The sequence below is a fragment of the Oceanobacillus luteolus genome (assembly GCF_042678205.1).
Taxonomy (GTDB): domain Bacteria; phylum Bacillota; class Bacilli; order Bacillales; family Amphibacillaceae; genus Oceanobacillus; species Oceanobacillus luteolus.
Genome location: NZ_JBHUDE010000036.1, coordinates 1 through 22,241, shown reverse-complemented (window position 1 = coordinate 22,241; position 22,241 = coordinate 1). Strand labels below are relative to the sequence as shown.

Below are 22,241 nucleotides of genomic sequence, written 5' to 3'. Positions count from 1 at the left end.
TTTTTTGAATGGGTGCAGCCTGATAGACTCAGGCTGCATAATGAAGCTAAATTATTGTGCTTCTTTCCAACGATCATAGGCTGATTGATGTGCTTCCACTAATTCGCCAATCCCTTGTTGTTCTAACGTACTTACATATTCATCCCAAGCAGCATCAATATCTTGTGCACCAGTAATGAATTGTGCTTCCATCTGTTGGAAGTAACTGTCAATATCAGGTTTTCTCGTATTGATTACTCTTTGCTCTTCATCTGTAAAGTAAACAAGCGGGAATGGTGATTTTGCATATGGTATTAATTCTTCAGCAACCCAGTCATAGATTTCAAGAATTGTAGGGTTCCCACCTTCACTTGCAAAGAATTCTTCCGTTAAGTTCATCGGCACGTTCGTCCCTACACCAGGTGCGTGTTTTGCATTCGTTTCTGTCGTACTTAAACCATCTTCAGAAAGTAAAACCCATTGGTTATCTTCATTGATTTCGTATGTTACGCCTTCTTTACCTAAACGAGAAAGAATCGTTCCTTCTTCGGAATATGCATGGTCAATCCAACGCATTGTTGCTTCAGGGTGCTCGTTTTCACTTGTGATCGCTGCTCTTCCTCTGCGAATTTCACTTAGTAAAACTGTTAATTTCTCATCATTTGTCGCACTGGTCATTGGCGGCAATACAGGATAATTCAGTGCTTCCGCAGGATCTTCAAATCCAACTTGGACAATTGGCCACGTGCTGAATATTCCAGTTTGGCTGCCTTTTGCGACAAACTGTTCCCAAGTATGGGAGAACATTTCATTATCAAGCAGTTCTTCCTCATAGAGACGATTCAGGAATTTCAAGTATTCTTTGTACTCATCTTGAACCCAAGCAAATTTAACTTCACCATCTTCTTCATAGATTCCATCATTTTGTACAATCCCGAAGTTTGGCAGCAAGCCTAAACGCAGATCAGCAGGTGAATTTGCGGTTAATGGAATAACATTCCCCACATTACCTGGATCTTCTTCTTTAAATCGCTTCAATAACTCATAAAAATCATCCATTGTTTCTGGTTTATCAGCACCTAAGGCTTCTAACCATGGTCCATTCATCCACATGATCGGTGTCTTGGACGTTACAGATTCATCAATCCCTGGCAGCGCATAGATATGTCCATCAGGTGTTGTAATTGAAGCAGCAAGGTCCGGTTTTTCATCCATCAACCGTTTAAAGTTTGGCGCATATTCTTCTATTAAATCTTCAAGCGGAATCAATAAACCTTGTGAACCATAATCCGCCTCTTCACCAGCTGTTAAATCTGCACCATAAAATAAGTCAGGTAAATCCAGGCTAGCAAATGCCAGTTGTTTACTTTGGGTAAAGTCATCTGCAGCAGCAGTTCTAAATTCAAATGCAATGTTCGTTAGTTCCTCCATCTCCTGGAAAAATCCCATTTCTCCCCATTCGGGCTGGATCGGTGAACTTTTCCCCATGAGTTGCAACGTAATCGGTTCATCTACAATCGGATATCCTGTCGCATTAAAATTTTCATCCGGTTCACTTGTTGCATCTGAATCACCTTCCCCATCATCTGAACATGCTGCCATAATAACAGCCGTTACAAGTAACATGACCACCATGAGTAAACTCTTTTTCATTTTCAACTCTAATTCTCCCCTTTAATATTAATAAAATTGATGAAACGAAAAGTTTTGCTAGCTGAATTTCACCTCCTTCATTCAATTTTTCATTTTTGTCTGTTACTCTTTTATAGACCCAATCATTACCCCTTTAATAAAGAATCGTTGTAAGAATGGGTACACAATCAAGAGAGGTGCTGCCGATACAATCATGACTGCGTATTTAATAATGTCGGCGATTCTAGCATGCTGGCTCAATGCTTCAGCCGTTCCGCTTGATTGCATCAATTCCGTTGTCAGCTGCTGTTGAATCAAAATCTCCCTTAAGAACAACTGCAGCGGGTAGAGTTCTCTATCCTGCAGATAAATCAATGCTCCAAAGTACTGATTCCAGTGTCCGACCCCATAGAAAAGTGCCATAACAGCAATGATCGGTGCGGATAACGGGATGACAATCTGGAAAAATATCCTGATTTGCGACGCACCGTCGATTTCTGCCGCCTCTTCCAAACCTCTTGGTATACTTACTTTGAAAAAGGACATGGTGACGATAATATTCCACATCGCAGCTGCACTAGGCAGTACCATCGCCCAAACGGTATTGATCATCCCTAGATCACGAACTAATAGATAGGTAGGGATTAATCCGCCCTCAAAAAACATGGTGAATACAAGCATCGCCATAATCACATTCCTGCCGATAAGGTCACTTCTTGATAAGGCGTATGCCATCGGCAAGGTTACGGCCAGGTTAATAAACGTACCTAATAACGTGTAAAATATTGTATTGCGGTACCCTAACCAAATTTCACTATTTTGGAACACACGTTCATATCCTTCAAAAGTGATTCCTTTTGGAAATAACCACATTTCACCTGAGTTTACATATTGCGGATCACTGATTGAAGCACTAATAATGTAAATGAGCGGGTAGGAAATCACTACAATGAAAAACCAAACTAATAATTTATTGCAAATGTCAAAGATCTTATCAGACTTTCCTTGTTTTATGCCCATTTTGGATACTCCTTTACCATAAGCTTGTACCCGTTCTTCTCGCTAATCGGTTGAATATGATGAGGATGATGAAGTTAATAACTGAATTAAACATACCTACTGCGGTTGAATAGCTATATTGTCCATGCAACAAACCTGCTTCATAGACATAGGTTTGGATGACTTGTGACGATGATAAGTTTAATTCGTTCTGCATAAGCAAGATTTTTTCGAATCCAATGGACATCATCGTACCCATATTAAGAATTAGCAGGATAATAATTGTCGGCATAATGCTTGGAAGGTTTACATGCCAGATACGCTGCAGTCTTGTGGCACCATCCATTTTTGCTGCTTCATGGAGCTGAGGATCAACCCCTGCCAATGCAGCTAAATAAATGATGGCTCCCCATCCTAAGTTCTGCCATTCATTAGACCAGACGAATATCGTTTTAAACCATGCCGGATCAGTCATAAACTTAATCGGTTCAAAGCCTAGAAACTGAATGAAATTATTGACGATACCAGTTACTGGATTCAGAAATGCAATTATCATACCGACAAAAACAACGATTGATATAAAATGCGGTGCGTAGGTAATTGTTTGCGCGATTTTTTTAAATTTCCCGTCCCTTAACTCATTTAGTGACAGGGCAACAATAATCGAAATCGGGAATAATGCTAGCGCATACAAATTAATTCCTAGTGTGTTTTTAATTAGATCCCAGAAATAATAAGACTCAAAAAAACGAATGAAATGGTCAAATCCGACCCATGCACTGCCAAAAATACCATCTACCGCTCTGAAATCCTTAAAAGCAATTTGCAAACCATACATCGGGTAATATTTAAATACAAGGAAGTAAATTAATCCTGGCGCTAAAAGCAAATAGAGCTGCCAATTTATTTTAATTTTCCTCCACTTGTACCCCTTATTTTTATTCTTTGGAACATTGCCAGGAACAGTTTCGTCAGCCAATTTAAAACACTCCTTTCTCATCGAGGAAGCTCAGGCGCACACTTACGAATTTACCCTTTCGAGGGAATAGTCACTGGTAACTTCCCACTGACCTCTTCCTTGCCGAAGATGGCACCAGCTGTTATTTCAAGCATGGGATATGTGAATTCATACGTATTGATGTATGCCTTCACATTTGGTAAATATTGAAGGTCATATGGACTTCGCATCGCAACTACTACATAAGGCTGACCGGTCTGATGCAGTTTATCGACAAGTGAGATCTGTTTGCTCCCAGGCCGAATCGATAATGTTCCAATCACAAGAAAATCATAGTTCTTTGCCTTTTCAACTATCGTGTCAATCTCTTCTTCTGAAATTGCACCATTGTAATAATGTGCATCGGTTTCTTTGTGATAATGCTTAACCGCTTCATCCAGTGAAAGTGTTGCATATCTTTTGTCTTCTACTTGCATCGTTGTCCCGTTTTCTGGACAAACAACTAGAACCCGTTCGTTATCATTTAATTGAACTGGAATGGTATGATCGTTTTTGACGATTGTGACACTTTGCCTATAAACCTCGTCTGCGATTTCTTTATGTTGAGCACTGCCGACAATATCAGGTACATCTGCATGTCCTTTTAGAGGAATTTCATCCCAGTTTAAGTATTTCCGCTTTAAAACATCGATTCTTTCATTGGCCTCATCCAGCTTAACTTCCGCCAATTCTCCACTTTCAACGGCTTCAATCATTTCTGTGATGACTCCCAATTGTTTTTCCAGCGTATGAGAGACCATTACAAGGTCGACACCAGCTTTTACAGCCTCTACGGCACCCCGTGACGTGCCGATGCCATCTGCAATCGCATTCATTTCCATACAATCGGTTGTAACTACTCCTTTAAATCCAAGTTCCTTCCGAAGCAAACCAGTAATAACCTTTTCGGACAAAGTAGCTGGAACACCAGAGTTTGGTTCAATCGCTGGAAAGTAGACATGCGCAGTCATTACCGTATCTGCTCCCGTTTCAATGTTCTCCTTGAACGGTAACAATTCGATCTCGTCCAATCTTTCTTTCGAATGAGAAATGATTGGTAAATCCAAATGGGAGTCGACATCTGTATCCCCATGACCTGGAAAATGCTTCAGAGTCGTTATGACTCCAGCTTTTTGCATTCCTTTCATCAACCCTTTTCCGAATGCAGCAACCTTCTCGGCGGATTCCCCAAACGAACGTACCCCAATTACGGGATTTTCTGGATTATTATTCACATCTACAACTGGAGACAGATTCCAATTGATGCCTAAAGCTTTTAATTCGGCTCCACTAGAAAGTCCAACCTGGAACGCATTCTCGGGATCATCAGTCGCCCCTAAAGTCATTGCCCCAGGAAAGATCGTTGTACCTTCACCTAAGCGACGAACGACACCATTTTCCTGATCTACACAGATCAATAACGGATGTTCATACCCTGCTCGCTTCGCCTCTTTCTGTAATTCAGAAGTGAGTGTCAATAATTCCTGAGGTGTACCGATATTTCTGCCAAACAAGATGATTCCACCAATGTGATAATCATGAATCATTTCTTTTATAGGGTCTGGAAGTGTTTTTCCGTCAAACCCGATGATTAGTAATTTTCCAACTTTTCTTTTTAGATCGTTACTTGCCACACGTTCCCCTTCTTTCTTTAGAGATTAGATGAACATGGAAAGCTCATATTCTTTGATTATCATCCTGAAAAATTTTATATAAAGGTTAGACTCTAAAATTAAAGTTCATGTCCTGGTATTTCATTCCCTCTGCGCACATTTCCGCCCGTCGGGAACTTTAACGTTTGTGCGTATGTTGCACGGCTGACACATCCCCTTACTGTGCCTAATGCTTGGTAGTAATCATAATAACGGAAGGAAGAGGAATTCATTACGAACCAATATTTAGAGATTGCTTCTAAGTATGTATCAAATTCTTCAGATACATCAATGAATACATCCGGCTCATAACCTTCCATATCCTCCCAGTTTTCACTATGGTAGAAAGGATAAAAATGGGGAGCTAAGCCATCTAAATCAAATCCTGGCAAACCAGCCTTCAATTGTGCAGCCTGTACGATTCGCGGACAGAGCGCATGATCCGGGTGTATACTATTCTCCCAATGCGTGATAACAACAGTAGGTTTCAGTTCGCGCATAAAGGTTGCAACCCGAGTGATAATTTCATCGTTGAATGTTAACTCTGCATCTTTATAGTCGAGCGTAATACTCTTTCCGCCTAAGACTTCTGCAGCCTTTTCAGCTTCCTGCATTTTTTGTATCCGATAATCTTCAACAGATACATTTGGCGGATTGCCTTTTTCTCCTGCCGTTAAATGTAAGAAGGTTACATCCCAACCTGCTTTGGCATATTTATGTGCAATTGCACCTGCTTGCAGTTCCACATCTCCACAATGGGCACCAACCAATACTAAATGTTTCTTTTTATCCATCCTTACACCCCTCTGTAAATTAATTAAAATCCTTATATGCGAACGCTTTCATAAAGCGTGAAAAAATTATTGCTAGTACCACTTAAACTAGCAATCTGAGGTAAATAACGTGATGTATTGTTAATATAACATAAGAATACTAGAAATGAAATAAAAATTTATAAATTTTATTAAAAAATTGTATTTATATTTCAAAATAAGAAAAACACCTGGTCAGGATTATCTCCGGCCAAGTGTTTTCTCTGTTGTTTTTTAGTTAATGGACTCTTCCAATGCATCTGCATTATTCTGTAACACTGTTTTGCTAGTTTCATCTATGTTGCTTCGATCAAGATGCTTTCGGAAGTTGTCCAAATGCTTAATCGCTTGCTTGATACGGCCTTTCTCGTAGTGACGTTCCGTTTGTTTCAGTGCGTTTGACAGCTTTTTATATGTGTGGTGATCCATTTCACCTTCCTCTTTTAGCTTCGTGACTTGAGCTATTAGGGAAGCCGTAGTTACCTCAACCGTTACGTGGATTACATTGGTAGAAATTTCTTCGTCATTATATGTCACAACGGCATGGATATCTGTACTTCCCGCATTTCTGGCTGTAAGCACACCATGATTCACTGTTGCTGCTTGCGCATTACTGGATATCCAAGTTATTTCAGCTTCCGCTAAATCAGCAGATTCCCCGTTAGAAAGCAGCACTTCAAGTTCTACAACTGTTTCTGCCCCTTGCTGAAGTGTCGTCTGATCTAAAGTGATCACAGCTTCTTCTGCATGAGGCTGAATCGGATCTTTTAAAACAGAATATAGTGAATCCAACAGGTCGATGCCATGATCCTGGCTTATCTCCCAGATCATCGCACCTCCAAGTCCTCTTTCACGGATATATTCTGCTTTTAGTGTCAGCGATTCGGGATCATCATAAGAGATGAAAGTGGATGTTTCTTCATTAAATAAATATGGAACTTGTGTCCCTTCATCCCAATATCTTGTATAGCCATTATTTAAATAATCATTCTGCATAAACCGATTATAGGTTACGGATCCACTGCCTTCAAACGGCTGACGGAGTCCATTGTTTTCATCAGACGTCACATTATACCAATACCCGTAAAAAGGCACTCCCATCACAACCTTTTCAGCAGGAACTCCGGCATCCAAATATGCATCAACTGCTCTGTCTACACTCCACGTTTGTCCATCATCATCATACAATGGAGCATTAAAATCAGCTAAACTCTCCCACGTCCCATGGATGTCATAAGTCATCATTTGAACATAATCCAAATATTCATGGCTGGACCCAAGCTGAGTATTTTCTACAAAACCAGCATTAGCAGCCCCTGCGATAGATAGGGTGTAATGCACATTATCCCTTTCACCCTGCTCGTCCAGTTTTTCCCGTAATGTTTCAAGCAGCAATGGGAAATTCTCACGATCCGCAGGGTTAGGAGACGTTCCTGGGCCGCCGCCTGTCACTGGGTATTCCCAATCTAAATCCACCCCATTAAAACCATACTCTACGATAAACTCTACAACACTATCAGCAAAAATCTCCCGTGATTCTTCTGTTGCAGCAGCTTCAGAGAAGTTTGCCGAACCACCCCATCCGCCGATGGCAATCGTCGTTTGCAAATGCGGATAGACTTCTTTCAATTCATTCAATGCAGCGAAATTTTCTGGATCATTGACCGGATCACTCATTTTAATTTTCAAATCATCCCCGATTAAACCAAAGGCATAGTTCACATGTGTTAAGCGACTTGCATCCAAGTCTCTTAAAATATCAAAATTCCCTAACGTAGACCAGCCAGCTAAATAGGCAATCATATAATTTGCAGGCGGGGTTTCTGCCGGCTCCCAATTAGGCGGAATATACCCGTCAAGGATGTTGTCGACCAAAAGGACACGTGTAGAGGTTGTTGACTGTCCATTTGCATCATATGCAACAACTTTGATAATCGCATTCCCCTCCGGCGCAGAAGTCGTATCCCACGCAACCGTATAGGTGCCTTCATTTGATGTCACCTCTGGGAATTCCCAATAATCGGCATTCATATCGCGATAAGATTTAACATAAAATTCAACATGGTTTACCTGATCATTTTCTGCGTGGACAGATAATTCAATCGTACCAGCGTATCCGCCATCTCTCGGATTCGCTCCATTTGGTTCAGGAGCATGAATTTCACTCGTCTCAGGCAGTGAATCGATCTGTTTATCCGTTAAGATCGTAATCGTGTTATCATCGATGGAAGTATTATTGTAGATGTCGATTTCCTTCACACGGAATTGATAAAGGGTGTCTGCTGATAAACCCTCCACGTGGTATTCACTTTCCGTCGTCTCCGCTATCTTCTCTCCATCTTGATAAATTTCATATTGATATAATTTACCTGTTGTTGACGCTGTCCAAGATAGTAACGCGCTTGTGTCAGTCCGTGATACGACAGTTAAGTCTTTTGGTGATTCAGGAGCATTTGGTTCGGAATAATTGTTAACAATAACATCCCTTGTAACCGTTTCCACTTCACCGGTCGAATAAGTGATATCTACTCTTAAACGATATTCACCGTCCGGCACCCACGGATTTCCCGTTGGCCAGCTCCAAGAATAAGGGGCATCACGAATCGGGGCATATGGATAGTAAGCAGATTCCGGCTCATTTACAGCTTTTGCGTAAAAGATTACCTGCTCTACCGATTTACTAGGATCAGGTACTGCAGTGATTACCGGGCTTCCCTCAACTGTATCTCCACCTTCTTCTATGGTAGTAACATCAATATAAGATGGTGATTCATTGGTTGATTCTGCGGCTGTTCCGATTGACTGGGTTGCGATAAGATATACCAAACCAACGACTAAGGTCATAAACAAAAAGAATTTTGCGAAAAATCTACTCATAGATATCTCAGCTCCTGTATTTTTTATCTTTAACCTGCATGCCTCGGCAACTAGATCTTTTTTGATAAACTTATATTATTCACCCCCATTACAGTGGATGAATCTACCAAATCATGTTGTCTGCGATAGATAGAAAGAAGCTAGATTCATATTATTTTCACAAGTGTATCATTTTTGAATTAATTATACAACTTTTTGTGAATGATATTAAAATTTTATTTCAGTCCTTTTTCCTGCTAACATTTTCCACTTATGAAAAAGAAGCTGAATACTTGCAAGCAGCAAGTATTCAGCTTCTAAATGATCTTCGGCTACAAGGGTAAGCTCGCAACCAATGACAAAGCTCCTTCGTCCGCAATCATCGTTACCTTTTCGTGATTTCGTAATACAGTTGCTGGAAAACTTTCACTAATTTCTCCCTCAAGCAATTGCTTAACAGCTTCCGCCTTTTTCTTTCCAGAAACTAATAAAAGAATTTCTTTACTCTCCATAATCGTTCCAATACCCATCGTTATTGCCTGGGTCGGCACATTTTTCATGGAATCGAAGAAACGTGCGTTGGCCTCCCTAGTCGAGACATCGAGTTCTACGATATGAGTTCTGCTGGAAAAAGAAGATCCAGGCTCATTAAATCCAATATGACCATTTAACCCCAATCCCAGGAGTTGAAGATCAATATGACCAGCTTCCCGGATCTTTTTCTCATAGCGGGAACATTCTATTTCAATATCAGAAACATCCCCATTCGGTAATTGAACATGATTCATTTCTATATCAACATGGTTAAACAATTTGTCCTTCATATAGAAATAGTAGCTATTTGAATTCTTCTTTTCCAATCCAGCATACTCATCGAGATTAAAGGTTTTAACATTTTTAAATGTGACTTTCTCTTTACGGTACGCATCAATGAGGCGCTCGTATAACCCTTCTGGAGTTGACCCTGTTGCTAATCCCAATACAGGTTTATCAAGCTTTCGAATCTGATTGACAACATAGTTACATGCTTTTTCACTTAATGCATCATAATCTTTTACCCTGATAATATGCATTACCTTGCCCCCTTTGAGCAGACATAGCTTTATATGAACGATTACGGCCAATCAAAAAATTCACAGTTCACTTAACTATAGTACCTTGCCAGGATTCAAGCGATTGTCTGGGTCGATTGCATGTTTTATTTTCTTCATTAAATATAATTCAACCGAGTTGGTCATTCTTTCAAAATATGATTTTTTTACAATTCCAATTCCATGTTCCGCAGACGGGAGTCCGCCAAGTTCAGCAACTTTGTTATATAAATCATCTAGCAAGGCTTTCCGCTTCTTTTCCCATGTTTCTTCATCTAAACTTTCCTTCATAAGTACGGTATGGATGTTACCATCACCTGCATGTCCAAAATTGATGACAGAAAGTCCGTGTTTATCCTGCAACTCTTTCGTATACATGATCATTTCCGCAAATTTATTGATTGGGACAACTTCATCGAGCATTTCATATTCCGTGAATTGCATGAGTGCGATTAATATATGATCACGCAACATCCATGCTGCTTCTGCTTCCTCAGCTGTTAGAGGGATTATTTCTAAAGCAACGGGATTTAACATGTCACCTACTGATTCGACTTTACGCAACATAGTCGCTTCGTCACTGTCATCAATTGTCATTAATACATAAGAATTGCCTATTTGGCTTTGTAATTTAGCATTTAAATACTTCTCACTTAATTCAATCGTAGATCGTTCAAATAGTTCTAAAGCTGTCGGGTTAATTCCATTCTTTAGAATTGCTAATACACCATCTGTTGCTGCACGTAAGGAATCAAATGCCAGTAAAACAGATTTCTTGTACTTCGGCAATGGCAGGATCTTCAATTTTACTCGCGTCGTAATTCCCAATGTTCCTTCCGAACCAATAAAGAGGTTCTTCAAATCATAACCAGTACTGTTTTTTATATTTAGACTCCCCAAGGTGACTGCCTCTCCGGTAGGAAGGACAATCTCCAGTTCACGAACATAATCTCTTGTCGTTCCGTATTTCACTGCACGCATTCCACCTGCATTGGTAGCAACATTCCCTCCGATTGTTGAATGCTTGGAACCCGGATCTGGTGGATAGTAGTAACCTTTACTTTCTACAAATGCTTGGATATCTTGCAATTGTACGCCCGGCTCAACCGTTAAAGTCATCGTTTCCTCGTCTAATTCAAGAATGCGGTTCATACGATGAACATCAATTATCAATTCATTTCCTGTAATCGGAACTTGTGCACCGGCTACACCTGTCCCTCCCCCACGAGCAATAATCGTTAAATCTTTCTCAATTGCATAGTTCACTAGCTTAACAACTTCTTTCGCTGTGAGCGGGAGTGCAACTGCATATACTTTTTCTACTTGTTTGACAAAGTGGTCTGTTTGATAAATCTCCGGAACTTCATCACCGAAGAAAAGTCTGTCTTTGTCCTGTATAATCTCTTGTAATTGCTTCATGTAACGTTTTCCTCCTCTTGAAATCTAAGTTACTATTAAAATAAACCCTGTTAACGGCCATTCTAAGATGTAATGTAATAATGATTTTGACAACGCTTTCATTGCAGTTTAGAAAAGTACGTATTGTAACTTAAAAAAGTGTGTTGGTTTGTTTGTATATAATATAACATAAAAGAATTGAATTTAAAATATAAGTTCAGTTATTTTTAATCATTTATGTAATAATATTTTAATTAGAGTAGTAGAATTAATCTCTAATCAATACATTAGTGCTGATAGGTAAGAAGTGAAAATATCCTTCTAGAAAAAGAGGTACATGAAAGCCAAAGCCATAAATAGAAACATAGTATAAAGGAGAAAGGATGAGCAGGATGCAAAAAGAAAAAGCATTTACGGCTGCAGTGGTTCAAGCAGGTTCTGAAGTAATGAATAAGGAAAAAGGTGTAAAGAAGGCAGTAAGACTCATCGAAGAAGCAGGTAAACAACATGCAAAAGTCATCGTGTTCCCGGAAGCATTTATCCCTGCCTACCCACGAGGAATGTCGTTTGGGGCAGTGGTCGGTTCCCGCTCCAACGAGGGCAGAAAAGATTTTTTCCAGTATTGGAATAACTCGATTACCGTACCAGGTCCAGAAACAGCCGAAATCGGAGAAGCTGCTCAGAAAGCAAAAGCATATGTCGTTATTGGAGTCATTGAAAAAGACAACCGCTCCAGTCAAGGAACACTTTATTGTACCGCATTATTTTTCGGACCGGATGGTGAGCTATTAGGTAAACATAGAAAACTGAAGCCGACTGGTTCGGAGCGGCTTATTTGGGGCGAGGGCGATGGAAGTACATTACCAGTTTTTGATACACCATACGGAAGAATTGGCTCTCTCATTTGTTGGGAAAATTATATGCCGCTTGCTCGTGCTGCAATGTACGAGAAAGGGATACAAATCTATGTTGCACCAACCGCTGATGCAAGAGATACTTGGTTTGCGACGATGCAGCATATTGCAGTAGAAGGCAGATGTTTCGTCTTATCATGTAATCAGTATTCAACAAAAGATATGTATCCGGAAGAAATAACTTCTCGTAAGGAATTTGAACATCTCCCCCATGAGCTTACACGAGGAGGTAGCTGCATCGTAGATCCACTCGGAAATTTTATCGTTGAGCCTGTTTTTGGCAAAGAAGAAATTCTGTACGCAGACATCAATTTAGACAAAATTGCGGAAGCCCAATTTGACTTTGATGTTGTTGGCCATTATTCCCGGCCGGATGTATTTCAACTTATTGTAAATGAGCAGGAACAGAGAAATACGATATGGAAGTAAAAAAACAGAGTATCTCGTCAGATAAAATTGAAAGATGGATTGTCCAACTTCCCGACAATCCATCTTTCTCATTTCTATCCTATTAAACATTCCATTTACGTTGCCATACAATTGCAATCTGACCTAATATAGAAACTCAAATTCACAAAATAACATCAGGTGTTTCAGGTAAAACTTGACCGCCGTCTATAACAAGAGATTGTCCAGTAATATATGAAGCTTCCTCGGATGCAAAGAAACACACTGCTGCACCAATGTCTTTTGGTTCACCCAATCTCTTCATCGGCACAACTTCCGCACCTTTGTCACTCAGAGTCTCCAGTTGTTTTTTTAATCCTTCTGTTGCAACCATCCCTGGCTGAACGGAATTGATCGTTACACCATATTTCGCGTATTCTAATGAAGCACTTCTCATAAATCCAAGAATTCCCGCTTTTGTAGCTCCATATAATGCTCCGCCGGGATACCCGGTAATGTCTCCAGTAATGGAGGATGTAAGAATAACACGTCCATAATTTTGCTTTTTCATCGCTTTTAACACTGGTTTTATAATGTTGAAAATACCTTTCAAGTTAATACGTTGAACTTTGTCCCAATCTTCTTCTGTCATATCCTCAATTAATACTTCAGGATAAATTCCGGTATTTGCAGCTAAAATATCGATTCTTTTATGTTTCTCTAAGATATCTTGGACAACTTGTTCTGCATTACGTTGATCAGTTACGTCAAGCTTGTAATATTCACCACCGACTTCTTCAGCAGTTTCTTTACCTGCCTTTTCATCAATATCACAAATCATTACTTTTGCTCCAGCTTTGGCCAGAGTTTGTACAATCCCTTTACCAATCCCATTAGCTCCACCAGTAACTAAAGCAATTCGATTTGTTAGTTCAAACATGTTCAGCCATCCCCTTCTATTATCGAAATATTCATTGATTTCATTATAAGTTTAATGGAATTGAATGACAAATAAAACAATGTGCTGGTTGTAAGATGATTACAATTAATCCGCTATTAAAATGAGGCTGGCAAAGTTATATAAAACCACACGAATCAAAAAGATGCTTCGACAAGTTTCGGGTGGTGACAGCGTATAATGGTAAATAAATCAAGTCTACATTTTCTCTAAAAAAGACCGAGCTCAACTAAAGCCCTTCATTTTCATTTTTTTGAAAAGACTCATCTACCACAGAACTTTATGTTAGAGTCTCTCTACGACGTGAAAAGGACCTTGTTTTTTCATCCTACAGAGGATACAGCCTAGTTATGCAAACTTCGTTTTCACGTATTATTCGTACTTGTAGGACAAGATCCATAACGCTGTCACACGAGGTCTCTCATAGCCTCAGGCACCATTCAACAATGTGATCTAACGTCCTAGAGAGACTCTACTTTCAATGCTTATTGTCTTGTGTTTATGGACTAGGTATCTGCTTGTTATTAGTTATTCATGTTCTTCTATCTTCGTATAATTAGGCAGAATGTATTTTTGAAGGTAAGGCAAACTTTTCGAAAAATGACTTCTTATTTTTACTTCTTAGTTTCTTATCAATCTGGTTAAGTAAAGTATAATTTTCATCATTAGAACGGTATAGTGTTTGACGCTTTATCATGGAAAAAGCCAATCGAATCATCCGGTTACCCAAGGCGATATATGCTTGTCGGGGTACTTTACCACGATCAATCAGTGCCTGATATTTCTCGTTCATTTCTGGATTGTTAAAAGCTAAAGACTTTCCAACCTGATATACAACATTCCGAAAGTGCTTTCTTCCTTGCCTAGAAATGGCGTAGTAGGAAGGTTTTCTATCTCCTGATTGCTTTACAATCGGGTTCGTTCCTGCCATTTTTATCAGTTGGCCCGCATGACTGAAATCAGAAATATCCCCCATCTCCGCAGCTAAACTCAGCCCCAATGGCTACCCCGATTCCAGGAACACTTAAAATAACGGCAGCCTCTGTTTGTATAAATAAATCCTCAATCTCTTTTTCTAGCCTTTTAATTTGCTTATTCACTGCTTCTAACTGGTCTAATCTTAGATTCAATAAGAATTGTTCCACTTTAACTTGTTCTTTTGATTTCGAGATCGAAGATTGAGCGAAATCCAATAAACACTTGATGGTGGAGTCCCTCAATTTTAAGTCCTCACGGACACTAAGTTCACGCAAACCATCTTCCCCAAGTAATAAAATATCACTTGGATGCAGACAATGCCTCATGATGTAGACCCCAGACTTCCCAAATAGATCGGTAAAAGGCTTCACTTTTTCTTTCTTTCCATTTCGGAAGATTATTTTCCCTTGAAACTCTCGAAAAATAAAGTCCACATGAACACGAATTTGGTTTTTGATCGAAGATTGTTCGTTGACGAGCTCACGCCTCGTACGGGTTAATTTTTGTAAGTCATCGATTCGATTCGTCGTTAATTTCCTGGATGTACCATGTCCATAAATGATGGCATGGACAATGGCCATTAAATCCAAATTGTCCGTTTTAGACCAGTTTAAAAGCATTTTCCGCATCTCTTTCGTGGTAGTCGCATTGATAATACGAACATAATAATGCTCTTTATAGCTACGGTGGACAAGATCTTCATAATAATGTCCAGTGGTTTCAATTCCAAACACGACTTTCTTCATATCGTGCTTCTCTTTCTCACGCCGGACTGCTTCTCTTAACCTATTAAAACCAGTTTCTGATGCATCAAACTCAAAAGGCTTAACCAAAATGTCCCCATAAAACGTACAAATCATCGCCTTATGAATATATTTCGCTGCATCGACAGCCACTAATAAAATATTTTCTGCGCCTGTTTTCCGAATAAACTCTGCCCATCGACTTCCATTTCTTCCTTGAATATGGTTCAATAAAGATTGGACCATCGTTTTCATCTCCTTTTACTGGGTGTAGTTGGAAGTTCTGTCGTAGGTACTTCTATTCTACAATGAAAACGGTGGTCTCTTTATGTTTTTGAACTATTTACTATACTAGGCACACCCAGAGGATGTTAAAATAACAAAGTTGTACAAAAAATAAATAAAGGAAGGTTCACCATGCCACAAACAAAACTAACAAAAAAACAAGTGTTTACTCGAATTATTCTGCGGCTTTTCTTGATTACCCTCGGCGCCTGCATTTATGCCCTGGGACTGGAAGGTTTCCTTATTCCGAATTCATTTATGGATGGCGGGATCACCGGGGTTTCCATTATGATTTCGAGCTTAACTGGTGTGAACTTATCGCTCCTCTTGATTCTGTTAAATATTCCGTTTTTATTTTTCGCTTATAAGTTGATGGGGAAAAAGTTTACCATCTTTAGTTTATATGGAATCATCATACTTTCGATTGCAACTGCACTTTTCCGTGATATTCCGGCTTTCACTGACGAAATGCTTTTGGCAACGATTTTTGGTGGAGGAATGCTAGGTATTGGTCTTGGGATTGTCATCCGTTATGGAGCGGCCATGGATGGTTCGGAAATACTTGGTGTTGTTCTTGCTAGCAAGTTTCCGTTTAACGTAAGTGATTTCATTATGGCATTCAATGTGATTGTATTTACTTGCGGTGGTTTTGTATTTGGAGGAGAGGCTGCCATGTACTCCGTTGTCGCTTATATCATCGCAGCAAAATTGATGGATACGGTAGTAGATGGTTTCAATCAGCTCAGTTCTTTCCATATCGTCACGGATAAAGCAGATGAATTGGGAAATGCAATTGTAGAAGAAATGGGGAAAACTGTAACTTATATCAATGCGGAAGGCGGATATTCGGGAAATCAGAAGAAAATCATCTATGTGATTGTATCTATATTGGAAGAATCTCAACTGCGAGATTTAATTAATGACTTTGACGAAGGTGCATTTGTTTCTGTAAGTACAGTAAATGAAGTAAAAGGTCAGCTATTTAAGAAGAAAAAAGCGGTATAAGCTGAAATGATAAAAAGACTGACTTCAACAAGTCAGTCTCAGGCTGTCGAGAAACCCTCGACAGCCTATTTATTTGCTTTTTTTTATCGAAATAATAAAACAACTCATCATCTAATTTGGTATAATATTGGTAATAATTAGAGGCGGTGATTAGGTTGTTTCATACTAGAAGTAATACTCAAAATGAAGTTGAGTTTGTCTGTCTGGAAGACTTAGTACCACAAGACCATTTACTACGTAAAATTGATAAATACATTGATTTCTCTTTCATCATAGACAAAGTAAGACCTTATTATAGTAGGGATAATGGTCGGCCCTCTTTAGATCCCCTCGTCTTATTCAAAATGATGTTTATTGGTTATTTCTATGGCATTCGTTCTGAACGCCAACTAGAGAAGGAAATCCAAATGAATTTAGCGTATCGCTGGTTTCTTGGATTGAAGATTTCTGACCCTGTTCCACACCACTCCACGATTAGTTGGAATCGTCGTACTCGGTTTAAAGACACGAACATTTTTCAAGAGATCTTTGATGAAATTGTTCTCCAGGCCATCAACCACCGAATGGTTGGTGGGAGGGTTTTGTTTACGGACTCCACCCATCTAAAAGCAAATGCCAATAAACATAAATTCACGAAAGAAGAAATAAAAGTAGAAGTTCGAGATTATGTAGAGGAATTAAATCAAGCTATTGAAGAAGATCGGAAGCAACACGGAAAAAAGCCACTAAAGGTCAGGGAGGAAGTGAAGGACACAAAAACAATCCGTAAGAGTAAGACGGATCCAGAAAGTGGTTTTATGTCTCGGGACAATAAACAAGAAATGTTCTGTTACCTCGATCATCGTACGACAGACATGAAATTTAATATAATTACAGATGCTTATGTCACTCCAGGAAACGTTCATGATTCCGTCCCTTACTTAGAGCGATTGGATCGACAAATGGAAAGATTTGATTTCAAAGTAGAAGCTGTTGCCTTAGACTCTGGTTACTTGACTAATCCAATATGCAAAGGACTATCAGATAGAGACATATTTGGAGTGATCGCCCACCGTAGATATCAACCGACGAAAGGGTTATTTCCAAAGTGGAAGTTTAAATATGATAGAGAACAAGATCATTACCTTTGTCCAAATGGGCAAAGGTTAGCCTATTCGACCACAAGTAGAGACGGCTATCGAGAATATAAATCCGATCCTAAACAATGTGTCACTTGCCCACTATTAAAAGAATGTACCAGATCAAAAAATCATCAAAAAGTAGTAACACGCCATGTTTGGGAAGACCATAAAGAAAACGTACGAGAAAACCGTCTATCTTCATCCGGAAAGATGCTTTATAAGTATAGAAAGGAAAAAGTTGAGCGAAGCTTCGCAGATTCAAAAGAACTGCATGGGCTTCGCTACTGTCGGTTGAGAGGGTTGCACAATGCAAGTGAGCAAGTATTACTCACTGCAGCGTGCCAGAACATGAAGAAGATTGCCATCCACCTATCTCGATTAGGATAGGTGGATGGGAGTTTATTTTCATCACAAAACTCACTTATAATATAACATTTAATTAAAAATAAAAAGCTTGTAGAGAAAAAACACCCACTTTCTCTACAAGCTGAGCCTTATTTATAAGGCTTTTTTTCATTTTTTCATCATATTCTATTCTTGGGTAAATCTTCCGGGCTGCATTTTTTGTTAAAAAGGTATAGAATATAATTATAATGAATATATGCTAGAACATATTTTCGCATCGATAGAGAGGGAGACATTACTATGATATTTAATAAAGGAGAATTATTCTGTGGTCCTGGAGGAATGAGTAAAGGTGCACAAGATGCTTTAGTTATTCATCCTCAAACTGGGGAAGAATTTAGGATTCAACACATTTGGGCAAACGATTTTGACGCCGATTCATGCAAAACTTTTGCAAAGAATATATGTGGAGACGAAAATGACCCTTCTGTACATTTAGGACCGGTAGAAAAATTACCAATAGGGGATAGAGAAGTTCTTCCAGATATTGATTGTCTGGCTTTTGGTTTTCCGTGTAATGATTATAGTCAAGTTGGAAAGAAAAAGGGAATGGACGGCGATTATGGCCCTTTATATTCTTATGGAGTAAAAGCGATTCGTGCATATCAACCTAAGTTTTTTGTCGCGGAGAATGTTGGTGGACTTAAAAGCGCGAATGAAGGACAAGCATTTATTCAAATTTTAACTGAGCTGGAGGAGGCCGGTTATCATTTAACACCTCATTTATATAAATTTGAAGAATATGGAGTTCCTCAAGCAAGACATAGAATTATAATCGTAGGTATTCGAAATGATTTACACGAGGAAGGAATACATTTCCGGGTGCCAGCACCTACAACACCTGTTCCAGAGCAATATGTGACTTCTAAACAAGCACTCACGGATCCTCCAATTCTAGAATTTGCTTTAAATCACGAGTATCCAAGACACGGTGAAAAAGTTAAAAAAATGCTTGAACACATCCCTGAAGGAAAGAATGCATGGCATCCTGACATACCGAAAGAGCTTCAATTGAATGTCAAAGGAGCTAGGTTAAGTTCAATCTATAAAAGATTAGATTCAAATCGCCCTGCTTATACAGTTACTGGTAGTGGGGGTGGCGGTACCCATATGTATCATTGGAAAGAAAATAGAGCTCTTACAAATAGAGAGCGTGCTCGTCTTCAAACTTTCCCAGATGACTTTGAATTCATTGGTAGTAGAGAATCAGTTAGAAAGCAAATTGGAATGGCTGTACCCGTAAAAGGAGTAAAGCAAATTTTTGAAGCAATCCTCAAAACCTTTGCTGGGATTGAATATGATTATGTAGAGCCTGAACCAAAATTACAACTAGAAAATCTAGTTAAACAGAAAAGTATTGCAGCAAAAGAGCTTGCGGCTCTTGTTTAAAGTTACTTAAAATAAAAAGAGCAAGGCATATAAGCCAAGCTCTTTTTTTGGTATACTTTACCTTAAATGATCCATAGGAAGGAATGAGAATAACTCCATCGACCAAAATTTTGTTATTCTCTTTTCCCTACCCTAAAAAATACAAGATTACAATTAAAACAATGATTGACCATATATCTTGGTTTAATTTTTTCATGTATTTCCCCCCTTATAATCATATTGTAAGTAATATAGTAGAACCCTTCATGAACTTTTAAAAAAACTAAAAAATCTTGATTCCACTATCTATACGATAATATAACAGACGTTTTTCGAATCTGCAGCATTTTAATCTAAGATTATTCAAAAGAAAGAAGTCATTTGTTCTGGGAAAATTAATAATAACTAAAAAACGTTAACTTGATTGAGTTAAATGAGAGAGAAAATATATGAACCAATTAAAAGATGTTCAACCAATCCCTAGATAAAGAAAAATGGAGGATATTAAGTGGAATTTAAGGAGGTTTAAAATGAAATGTAAATGTGGCGGTATATTAGATATCATAAGAATAGAAAATCCACCGGGGTCATTAAGCGAACAGGAAAAATTAGCATACAAACGTGTTTGTGATGTTCAGTGTTTGGAATGCGGTAAAGTTTATTATTCCCAACCATATGATTTCGGAAATAAATTCAATACTTTTCGAGATTTAAATAATGATTAAAATGACATAACCCAAGATTAGTAATATGGCTTCTAGAGATGTCTGTTACAGATTACTGTATTTACAGTTTATTGTATTTACAGTAACCTGTAAGATATTAGGTTAAATACCCTTCCATTTAATTATTTGACATTACCCAATATTTTGTTATCATAAAAATATATTATTTTTATTTTTCAGTCACCTCTTAGGTGAAAGTCGTTATACCTTCATTTCAGAAGGAGACTCGGCATAAAATGTTTTACCTTTGTATTCCAGCCCAATGGAAAAGTTAGGTCGAGTGTAAGGCTCATAAGGATACACGCTATTCGTGTGCAATTTTATAGGTAATAAAAACAGGTATTGTCTTTAACAATACTTTTTTTATGGTGTTTAAAAAGCTGATTGATTCCTCCGGGAGTTAATCGGCTTTTTCATATAAAAATATTTTAAGAGGAGTGATTCAAATGGTTTTCAAAAAACCAAGGAAAATGTTTATCGCTTACGCTGACAGCCAAGGAAGGAATGAGCTATTGATCAGGGATGGGAAAAATTATTATGTGCTCACAAGCCAACAAAAAGTCTTTCCCCTATNAGCTCTTACATTGGATTTACGCCTTACTAAAAAACAGAACCACTTTCCAAGATATAGCATAAAATCTATATCTAACTAAATATAACAAAACCTTCCAATCACTATGTAGTGGAGGGTTATTTGGCATACGTAATTTTAGTATATCATGAGAGAATTAATTTTTTTAGAGAAAAATATTGACAACTATTAGCTGGTTTAGCACAATAAGAAAAGGTTTTCTGTTAATTCGTCTATTCATCTTATTTTGTAGCTAAAATTGTAAATTCCCAAGGGATATTTTTATTATGCTTTTCTCGATTTTTATCATAACTTATTGTAATTTATAACCAGAAGAAATAACTGGATTTATTATTTCACTAACTGCCCCGATACTTCAACAAAAAGGATGCGATTTCCTTCTTGAAGAAACGCGCCCGTTAGCTAAATTAGAGACTACTTAGATGTTCATGTATTAACTGCCATTCGTTATCGTTGCTCCTTATAAAGATATTTGTTGCCCTTCCGTTTCCAGACACAAACTTTCCATTGTGATATCCTTGATAATGGTATGTATATATACAAGTTGCTGTGTTTTGATCTGTAGCAATCCACCGGACATCTTTAGCTGTATAAATTTCCTCTTTAATTATGTCCCAAGCTGTTTCGAAGTAATTTTGAATTTCAATCATGGTAGTACAAGTTTTATCACTAAACCAATAAATGGCATCTTTGTGAAGAACTTTTCTAACATTACTAAAATCATGTGAATTAGTAGCTTGTAGATATTGTTTTAATGCTTCTTCATAATTCAATAGAATTCTCCTTTACAATTTCTTTCTCCATACACTTCAACTATATGCCCCATAGTACAATAACTTCAACACAAAGAGCGATAATCCTTCTTGGAATATCGCACCCGTTACTTGAAGAGTGCACTGTCCTTTATTTCTTTACCAAAACATATTGCTGATCATCTAAAAAGAATGTTTCGCAAAGATGATTGATGTCATTTAATCTTATATGGTTTCCGAATTGTAGCGTAGTGAGGTTAATAACTACATCCTTACTGTTATCTTTCTCTTTTTCTTCTTGTCCATCCCAACAAGAGTATATCTCTATAAAATCCCCTTTTAATAAGTGCACTTCAATATAACTAAAAAGTGATTTGATTGATTTACGATGAAATGATGTAATGTTTGTGTCTAGGTATCCTTGCACTTCATATACAAAAGGCGTTGTGAATTTATCTCTTACCAGTTCGTATCCAGAAACCAAGTTATGGATCTACGTCAATATTTAGGACACATTTAAGTTAGTTTTTTGGTTGTGCTTTGAAGCTTATTTGAATAGATATGTGAAGGCTTGACATGGAGCCTCTGTGTG

General features: G+C 38.3%; 17 protein-coding genes. 5 read left to right on the top strand and 12 right to left on the bottom strand.

The genetic code is table 11. The features are described 5' to 3' along the window. Positions 1–51 precede the first annotated feature (51 nt). The 8 genes from ACFSBH_RS07415 to ACFSBH_RS07380 form a co-directional block, all read right to left on the bottom strand. On the bottom strand, positions 52–1,632 hold the full coding sequence (locus ACFSBH_RS07415; protein WP_379596921.1) for an extracellular solute-binding protein: 1,581 nt from the start codon (positions 1,630–1,632) through the stop codon (positions 52–54). 102 nt (positions 1,633–1,734) lie between these two features. Beyond that, entirely contained in the window at positions 1,735–2,631 is an 897-nt protein-coding gene (locus tag ACFSBH_RS07410; protein ID WP_379596873.1) for a carbohydrate ABC transporter permease, read from the bottom strand. A gap of 13 nt (positions 2,632–2,644) precedes the next feature. Beyond that, complete coding sequence (locus ACFSBH_RS07405; protein ID WP_379596871.1) at positions 2,645–3,610, bottom strand: ABC transporter permease; 966 nt, start codon at positions 3,608–3,610, stop codon at positions 2,645–2,647. A gap of 29 nt (positions 3,611–3,639) precedes the next feature. Further along, the gene (gene nagZ / locus ACFSBH_RS07400; protein ID WP_379596869.1) at positions 3,640–5,241 is read right to left on the bottom strand and encodes a beta-N-acetylhexosaminidase; all 1,602 of its coding nucleotides are present in this window, start codon (positions 5,239–5,241) and stop codon (positions 3,640–3,642) included. Between the two features lie 98 nt (positions 5,242–5,339). Next, the gene (locus ACFSBH_RS07395; protein WP_379596867.1) at positions 5,340–6,053 is read right to left on the bottom strand and encodes a PIG-L deacetylase family protein; all 714 of its coding nucleotides are present in this window, start codon (positions 6,051–6,053) and stop codon (positions 5,340–5,342) included. A gap of 252 nt (positions 6,054–6,305) precedes the next feature. Next, positions 6,306–8,948 carry a glycosyl hydrolase family 18 protein gene (locus tag ACFSBH_RS07390; RefSeq protein WP_379596865.1) on the bottom strand — a complete coding sequence of 881 codons (2,643 nt, stop codon included), beginning with the start codon at positions 8,946–8,948 and terminating at the stop codon, positions 6,306–6,308. Positions 8,949–9,259: 311 nt separating this feature from the next. Next, positions 9,260–10,000, bottom strand: a complete 741-nt coding sequence (gene nagB, locus ACFSBH_RS07385) for a glucosamine-6-phosphate deaminase (RefSeq protein WP_379596863.1) — start codon at positions 9,998–10,000, stop codon at positions 9,260–9,262. A 75-nt stretch (positions 10,001–10,075) separates the two neighbouring features. Then, the gene (locus ACFSBH_RS07380) at positions 10,076–11,437 is read right to left on the bottom strand and encodes an FAD-binding oxidoreductase (protein ID WP_379596861.1); all 1,362 of its coding nucleotides are present in this window, start codon (positions 11,435–11,437) and stop codon (positions 10,076–10,078) included. 371 nt (positions 11,438–11,808) lie between these two features. Here ACFSBH_RS07380 and ACFSBH_RS07375 point away from each other — a divergent pair, with 371 nt between their 5' ends. Next, the gene (locus tag ACFSBH_RS07375) at positions 11,809–12,759 is read left to right on the top strand and encodes a carbon-nitrogen hydrolase family protein (protein WP_379596859.1); all 951 of its coding nucleotides are present in this window, start codon (positions 11,809–11,811) and stop codon (positions 12,757–12,759) included. Between the two features lie 142 nt (positions 12,760–12,901). Here ACFSBH_RS07375 and ACFSBH_RS07370 read toward each other — a convergent pair whose 3' ends face one another. The 3 genes from ACFSBH_RS07370 to ACFSBH_RS07360 all read right to left on the bottom strand — a co-directional run bounded on the left by ACFSBH_RS07370 (position 12,902) and on the right by ACFSBH_RS07360 (position 15,642). Continuing rightward, complete coding sequence (locus ACFSBH_RS07370) at positions 12,902–13,657, bottom strand: SDR family NAD(P)-dependent oxidoreductase (protein ID WP_379596857.1); 756 nt, start codon at positions 13,655–13,657, stop codon at positions 12,902–12,904. 574 nt (positions 13,658–14,231) lie between these two features. Beyond that, positions 14,232–14,675 carry a transposase gene (locus ACFSBH_RS07365; protein ID WP_379596855.1) on the bottom strand — a complete coding sequence of 148 codons (444 nt, stop codon included), beginning with the start codon at positions 14,673–14,675 and terminating at the stop codon, positions 14,232–14,234. Next, positions 14,635–15,642 (bottom strand): IS110 family transposase, encoded by a 1,008-nt coding sequence (locus ACFSBH_RS07360; RefSeq protein WP_379596853.1) that lies wholly within the window; start codon positions 15,640–15,642, stop codon positions 14,635–14,637. Before ACFSBH_RS07360 ends, ACFSBH_RS07365 begins: the two co-directional genes overlap by 41 nt. Positions 15,643–15,813: 171 nt before the next feature. Between ACFSBH_RS07360 and ACFSBH_RS07355 the strand changes: the two genes are divergently transcribed. The 4 genes from ACFSBH_RS07355 (at position 15,814) to ACFSBH_RS07340 (ending at position 20,305) form a co-directional block, all read left to right on the top strand. Further along, entirely contained in the window at positions 15,814–16,686 is an 873-nt protein-coding gene (locus ACFSBH_RS07355; RefSeq protein WP_379596851.1) for a YitT family protein, read from the top strand. 149 nt (positions 16,687–16,835) lie between these two features. Then, on the top strand, positions 16,836–18,194 hold the full coding sequence (locus ACFSBH_RS07350; protein WP_379596919.1) for an IS1182 family transposase: 1,359 nt from the start codon (positions 16,836–16,838) through the stop codon (positions 18,192–18,194). A 258-nt stretch (positions 18,195–18,452) separates the two neighbouring features. Beyond that, complete coding sequence (locus ACFSBH_RS07345) at positions 18,453–19,601, top strand: DNA cytosine methyltransferase (RefSeq protein ID WP_379596849.1); 1,149 nt, start codon at positions 18,453–18,455, stop codon at positions 19,599–19,601. 509 nt (positions 19,602–20,110) lie between these two features. After that, a complete protein-coding gene (locus ACFSBH_RS07340; protein WP_379596847.1) occupies positions 20,111–20,305 on the top strand; it encodes a hypothetical protein in 195 nt (64 codons plus the stop codon). Positions 20,306–21,304: 999 nt separating this feature from the next. Here ACFSBH_RS07340 and ACFSBH_RS07335 read toward each other — a convergent pair. Further along, positions 21,305–21,670, bottom strand: coding sequence for a YybH family protein (locus ACFSBH_RS07335; protein WP_379596845.1), 366 nt, complete (start codon positions 21,668–21,670; stop codon positions 21,305–21,307). Positions 21,671–22,241: the final 571 nt, after the last annotated feature.

What these genes read in the sequence shown, in the direction of transcription:
- ACFSBH_RS07415 (WP_379596921.1), bottom strand. Translation starts at nt 1,632, where the DNA reads ATGAAAAAGAGTTTACTCATGGTGGTCATGTTACTTGTAACGGCTGTT.
- ACFSBH_RS07410 (WP_379596873.1), bottom strand. Translation starts at nt 2,631, where the DNA reads ATGGGCATAAAACAAGGAAAGTCTGATAAGATCTTTGACATTTGCAAT.
- ACFSBH_RS07405 (WP_379596871.1), bottom strand. Translation starts at nt 3,610, where the DNA reads ATGAGAAAGGAGTGTTTTAAATTGGCTGACGAAACTGTTCCTGGCAAT.
- ACFSBH_RS07395 (WP_379596867.1), bottom strand. Translation starts at nt 6,053, where the DNA reads ATGGATAAAAAGAAACATTTAGTATTGGTTGGTGCCCATTGTGGAGAT.
- ACFSBH_RS07390 (WP_379596865.1), bottom strand. Translation starts at nt 8,948, where the DNA reads ATGAGTAGATTTTTCGCAAAATTCTTTTTGTTTATGACCTTAGTCGTT.
- nagB (WP_379596863.1), bottom strand. Translation starts at nt 10,000, where the DNA reads ATGCATATTATCAGGGTAAAAGATTATGATGCATTAAGTGAAAAAGCA.
- ACFSBH_RS07380 (WP_379596861.1), bottom strand. Translation starts at nt 11,437, where the DNA reads ATGAAGCAATTACAAGAGATTATACAGGACAAAGACAGACTTTTCTTC.
- ACFSBH_RS07375 (WP_379596859.1), top strand. Translation starts at nt 11,809, where the DNA reads ATGCAAAAAGAAAAAGCATTTACGGCTGCAGTGGTTCAAGCAGGTTCT.
- ACFSBH_RS07370 (WP_379596857.1), bottom strand. Translation starts at nt 13,657, where the DNA reads ATGTTTGAACTAACAAATCGAATTGCTTTAGTTACTGGTGGAGCTAAT.
- ACFSBH_RS07360 (WP_379596853.1), bottom strand. Translation starts at nt 15,642, where the DNA reads ATGGTCCAATCTTTATTGAACCATATTCAAGGAAGAAATGGAAGTCGA.
- ACFSBH_RS07355 (WP_379596851.1), top strand. Translation starts at nt 15,814, where the DNA reads ATGCCACAAACAAAACTAACAAAAAAACAAGTGTTTACTCGAATTATT.
- ACFSBH_RS07345 (WP_379596849.1), top strand. Translation starts at nt 18,453, where the DNA reads ATGATATTTAATAAAGGAGAATTATTCTGTGGTCCTGGAGGAATGAGT.
- ACFSBH_RS07340 (WP_379596847.1), top strand. Translation starts at nt 20,111, where the DNA reads ATGAAATGTAAATGTGGCGGTATATTAGATATCATAAGAATAGAAAAT.